This window comes from Phyllobacterium sp. P5_D12 (assembly GCF_054049495.1).
In genome coordinates, this window is sequence record NZ_JBFUMG010000395.1 from 1 (window position 1) to 4,253 (window position 4,253).

Sequence of the window (4,253 nt, forward strand, 5' to 3'; positions counted from 1 at the left end):
CTGCAGAACCGAGCTGCGCTTGCGAAATCACCTGAATGCCGGCCTTTGCCGCCGCCAGAACCACTTCCGTATCCTCCACGATTGCAGCCTTTTTGGCTTCCGTCGAGCCGTCGGCAGGCTCGACTGTTACGCCGAACCGCTGCTTGATCGACGCCGCAATCTCCTGCACGCGCTCAATGCCATCGTGACCCACGATCGTCACCCGCGCACCCTGTTCGGCCGCGATAACCGCTGTGCAATAGCCGACGACACCCGTTGCGCCGAAGACCGCCACCGAGGTTCCATTCAATTCGCGGTCATGGTGCTTGATCAATGCCTTTTCGACCTTGGCGACCATTGCCGCAGCCGTGGTGAACGAGCCTGCCGGATCGGCGAAAACCGATATTTCAAAGGGCGGCACCATGGCTTTCTTCGCCGCATCGAGCATGTCGAGCGCCGTCGGCGCGTCCTTGCCCGCGAGAAAGATGCCTGTCGCAACCCCCGCATCCGGCGGGCGCGAAAAAATCGCGTCCTGGACGAGGTTGCCGACATCGGCAAGGGTGACATCCGTATAGGGAACTACGGCGTCATAGCCCGCATCGAGCGCCATATTGACGTCGAACGGGCTCATCTGCCGAAGTGGTGTCAGCATGTGAAGGATGGTTTTGCGGCTCACTGTTTCCGCTCCTTGTTGATAATAGGCCCTGAACTTAAGCTGTTGCGAAGTTTAATGTGGTGTGCGTGATATCCGCACCCGCGTTTCGGCCCGCAACGATCTGGATGGTGGTGCCGAGCGACTGCCCGCCAATCGCGTCGACAATGCGCGTCGCTTCCGTCTGCGAGGCCGCAAAGGCGAAGCCTGTCGGTCCCCATGAGCTCTGGCCGATGCCCACGGCACCCGCCTGTGCCAGTCGCCGGATGGTGGCTTCGACATGCTTGCTGGTGAAAACGCCGCCCTGCGCCGGTGCGAAATAGTTGCCGATCTCGGCCTGGATCGCTTCCACAGCCCGGCCGAACGATGGGAGATCCTGCTCGATCAGCCCCGGCATGATACCCATCAGCACATGGCGGCAGATTGCAGCCGAGGTTTCGACCGGGAACGGCGGTAATGTCCGGAAGGCTTCTATCTCAGCCTCGCCATGGATGCCTTGCGTCGAGGCATCGAAGACGAGGATGATGCGCCAGGATTCGGGAAAAGGTATGCGCGAAATAACGGTGGGCGCCGCGCCGCCAGCGCCTTTTCCCGCATCGACGATCACACCACCTTCTTCGAATGCAGCAATACCGATTCCGGAGCGGGAGCCGCGTCCGAGCAGGACAGCATCGTTGACGGCGTCGAGCGGCAGACCATGCAGCGTGCGGATAGCAGCCGCGACAGCCAACGCGATCTGTGTGCCCGAACCGAGGCCTATGTGCCGCGGGATCGCTCGCTGCACATTGATCCGGTGTTGCGCCTTGATGCCGAGATGATTGCACAGAGCCGCGACATGCTGTTCGATGCGCGCCTGTTCGTCGCCATGAACCTGTGTCTCGGCCGAACGGGAAATCGTCAGGACGGTCGCGATATCCTGCACAGGCAAGCCGACGCTGCCGAAGCGATCGGTGCCAGAACGCGGTATATCGAGAAAGCCGAGATGAAGGCGCGCCGGGACTTTAATGGTGACGGATTCCGACATTTGCTATTCTTTACACAATCTCAAAAATCGGGCCCTGCACTATGATATCGTCTTTCGACCGAGGTGCAAGCATCATCAATCAAGAAGTGGAGTATTGCCGATGACCGACGAGAAGAAGCCCAAGGAAAAGGTATATTCCGAAAGCGAAATCAACGAAAAGCTCAAGGCGGATTTGCCGCACTGGCGCTATGAGAACGGCTGGATTCGCCGCAAGTACAAGACCCATGGCTGGAAGTCGACCCTGATGGTGATCAACACCGTTGGCCATCTCGCCGAGGCTGCCTGGCATCATCCGGATCTGAAGGCCTCCTACGCCTGGGTCGAGGTCCTGCTGCAGAACCATGCGGCCAAGGGCATCACCGACAAGGATTTCGAGCTCGCCAAAAAAATCGAGAGCGTCGTCCACTGGCAACCGGGCAAGGAGGYGGGATCGCTGGAAGGAACGCCGCAAACCGACCAGCGCTTCGCCTACGTTAAGTACGACGATTGATCTGAAATTTTTTGCACGCCGACAGGGTTCACATTCGAAAAAAAGGTAGCTAAGTTTAGGCAGGCACCAGAAAGTTGCGGAATATGTCGGTTGCATGGATTGGCAGCCAGCCGGTACCTTTGACGGATGCTGTTCGGAATGCTGCAAAGCTTCTGGCGTCCAGCCGCTGTCCAGTTTTTACCCTCGATGCGGATGTCCATGGTACGCGCAGTGCCATTGCGCTCGCCGAAAGGTTAGGTGGCGCTTACGATCATGCCGCAGGTGATGTGCTTGCCAAAGAGGTCGCGCTGTTCACCGATCACGGCGGCATGTTCACGACGCCGGGAGAAGCGCGCCGCCGTTCCAGCCTCATCGTCATCGTCGGCGAAATCCCTCCCGCCCATCACGAACTCCTGCAGGCCTGGGCCGATTCGCAGCCGGATCTTGGCGACAAGCACAAACGCAGCTGGTTCCATATCGACGGAACCGAAGCGACCGAAGCTGGCAAGCTCGTCCGCAAGTTGAATGCGATACCACTGAGCGGCGAGGGACTGTCTTTGCCTGCCGCGCTTGGCGTGCTTCGCGCCGCGTTGCAGGGCCAGCGCATTGCTGCCTCCTTGACCAATATCGACCGCTTCAAGAAGGCCTTGACCACGGCACAATTCCCGGTTTTCGTCTTCTCGGGCACGTCGGGCGGAACGGCCGGCCTCGTCATGCTGCAGGGCTTGATCGCCGACCTCAACAAGACCGGCCGCGCCAGCAGCGTGTTTCTGCCCGCCGATGACGACGCGTGGGGCACCGCGCTCACCTCGCTATGGATGACGGGCTTTCCGCCCCGAACAGGTTTTTCGAATAGCCTCCCAAGCTATGACCCCGGGCGATGGGACATCCAGCGCATGATCCGCGACAAGGAAGCGGACCTTCATGTCTGGATGTCGACAAGGGGCGGCGAAACTCCCCCCCGTGGGGGCAAGATACCGCTGATATCGCTGAGCAAAACGAATATTCCAACGTCCGGCGCGAAAATTACGATTTCCGTCGGCAAGGCCGGCATCGATCATGATGGCGTTTCCTACTCGAGCCGGACCGGCACATTCAGGGCGGTGCAGGCTGCCCAGCCCTCGCAACTGCCGAGCGTCTCGAGCATCATCAACCAGTTGGCCGAAGCTTTACCCGGCCGAAGGGCCTTGCCATGCTGATCCGTCTTACCGGCGGAGAGGTCGTCGATCCCGTCAACGGCGCAACCGCAAAGCGCGACGTCTGGATCAGGGACGGCCTGCTTGTCGATGCGCCGAAGGGCGCGACGGCGGATGAGACGCACGATGTCTCCGGCTGCATCGTCATGGCCGGAGCCATCGATATCCATTCGCATATCGGCGGCGGCAATGTGAATACGGCGCGCCTGCTTCTGCCCGAGAATCACCGCGCGCACCTGCCGCGCCCGGCCAATACGCCACTGTCGAACGCCGGTTGGTCTACCTTCCAGACCGGCACGCTCTACGCGCAGATGGGCTTCACAACCGTTGTCGAGCCAGCGATGGCGCCGTACACCGCTTTGCATACGCATCTCGAACTCGCCGACATCCCGATCATCGACAAGGCAACGCTTGCGATCCTCGGCAATGATGATTTTACCCTGTCGCTCCTACGTAATGGCAAGTCCTCGGCAATGCTCGATGATTATGTCGCCTGGGTCATCGGCTCGAGCCGCGCCCTCGGCGTAAAGGTCATCAACGCCGGTGCAGCGGCGGCCTTCAAGGAGAATGTCCGCTCGTTTTCGTTCGATGATATCGTGCCGGAATATGGCGTCAGCTCGCGCAAGATCGTCAAGTCGCTGCAGGCATCTGTGACGCGGCTCGGCGTGCCGCATCCCTTGCATGTGCACGCCAATAATCTCGGCATTGCCGGCAGTGCCGATACGGCTGCCGCAACGATCGCCGCGACGGAAGGCGTACCGCTGCATCTCGCCCATCTCCAGTTCTATGGTTATGGCACCGAAGGCAAGCGCAAGTTTTCGTCCGAGGCCGCGCGCCTGGCGGAAGCCGTCAACGCCAACCCTGATGTGACCATTGATATCGGCCAGGTGATGTTCGGCCAGACGGTGACCATCTCGTCGGACGTGATGCGGC

The 4,253-nt window shown here is 60.3% G+C and carries 5 protein-coding genes; 3 read left to right on the forward strand and 2 right to left on the reverse strand.

Annotated features, from left to right (window positions below):
• Positions 1–655, reverse strand: a 655-nt coding sequence (locus ACXJ5O_RS20205) for an NAD(P)-dependent methylenetetrahydromethanopterin dehydrogenase (RefSeq protein WP_457301455.1), incomplete at its 3' end; no start/stop codon positions are given.
• A 34-nt stretch (positions 656–689) separates the two neighbouring features.
• The gene (locus ACXJ5O_RS20210) at positions 690–1,655 is read right to left on the reverse strand and encodes a beta-ribofuranosylaminobenzene 5'-phosphate synthase family protein (RefSeq protein WP_457301456.1); all 966 of its coding nucleotides are present in this window, start codon (positions 1,653–1,655) and stop codon (positions 690–692) included.
• Positions 1,656–1,755: 100 nt separating this feature from the next.
• Between ACXJ5O_RS20210 and ACXJ5O_RS20215 the strand changes: the two genes are divergently transcribed.
• The 3 genes from ACXJ5O_RS20215 to ACXJ5O_RS20225 form a co-directional block, all read left to right on the forward strand.
• Positions 1,756–2,145, forward strand: a complete 390-nt coding sequence (locus ACXJ5O_RS20215) for a 4a-hydroxytetrahydrobiopterin dehydratase (protein ID WP_457301457.1) — start codon at positions 1,756–1,758, stop codon at positions 2,143–2,145.
• An 83-nt stretch (positions 2,146–2,228) separates the two neighbouring features.
• Entirely contained in the window at positions 2,229–3,323 is a 1,095-nt protein-coding gene (locus ACXJ5O_RS20220; RefSeq protein ID WP_457301458.1) for a tungsten formylmethanofuran dehydrogenase, read from the forward strand.
• On the forward strand, positions 3,317–4,253 hold a 937-nt coding region (locus ACXJ5O_RS20225), incomplete at its 3' end, for an amidohydrolase family protein (protein ID WP_457301459.1). The genes ACXJ5O_RS20220 and ACXJ5O_RS20225, both read left to right, overlap by 7 nt.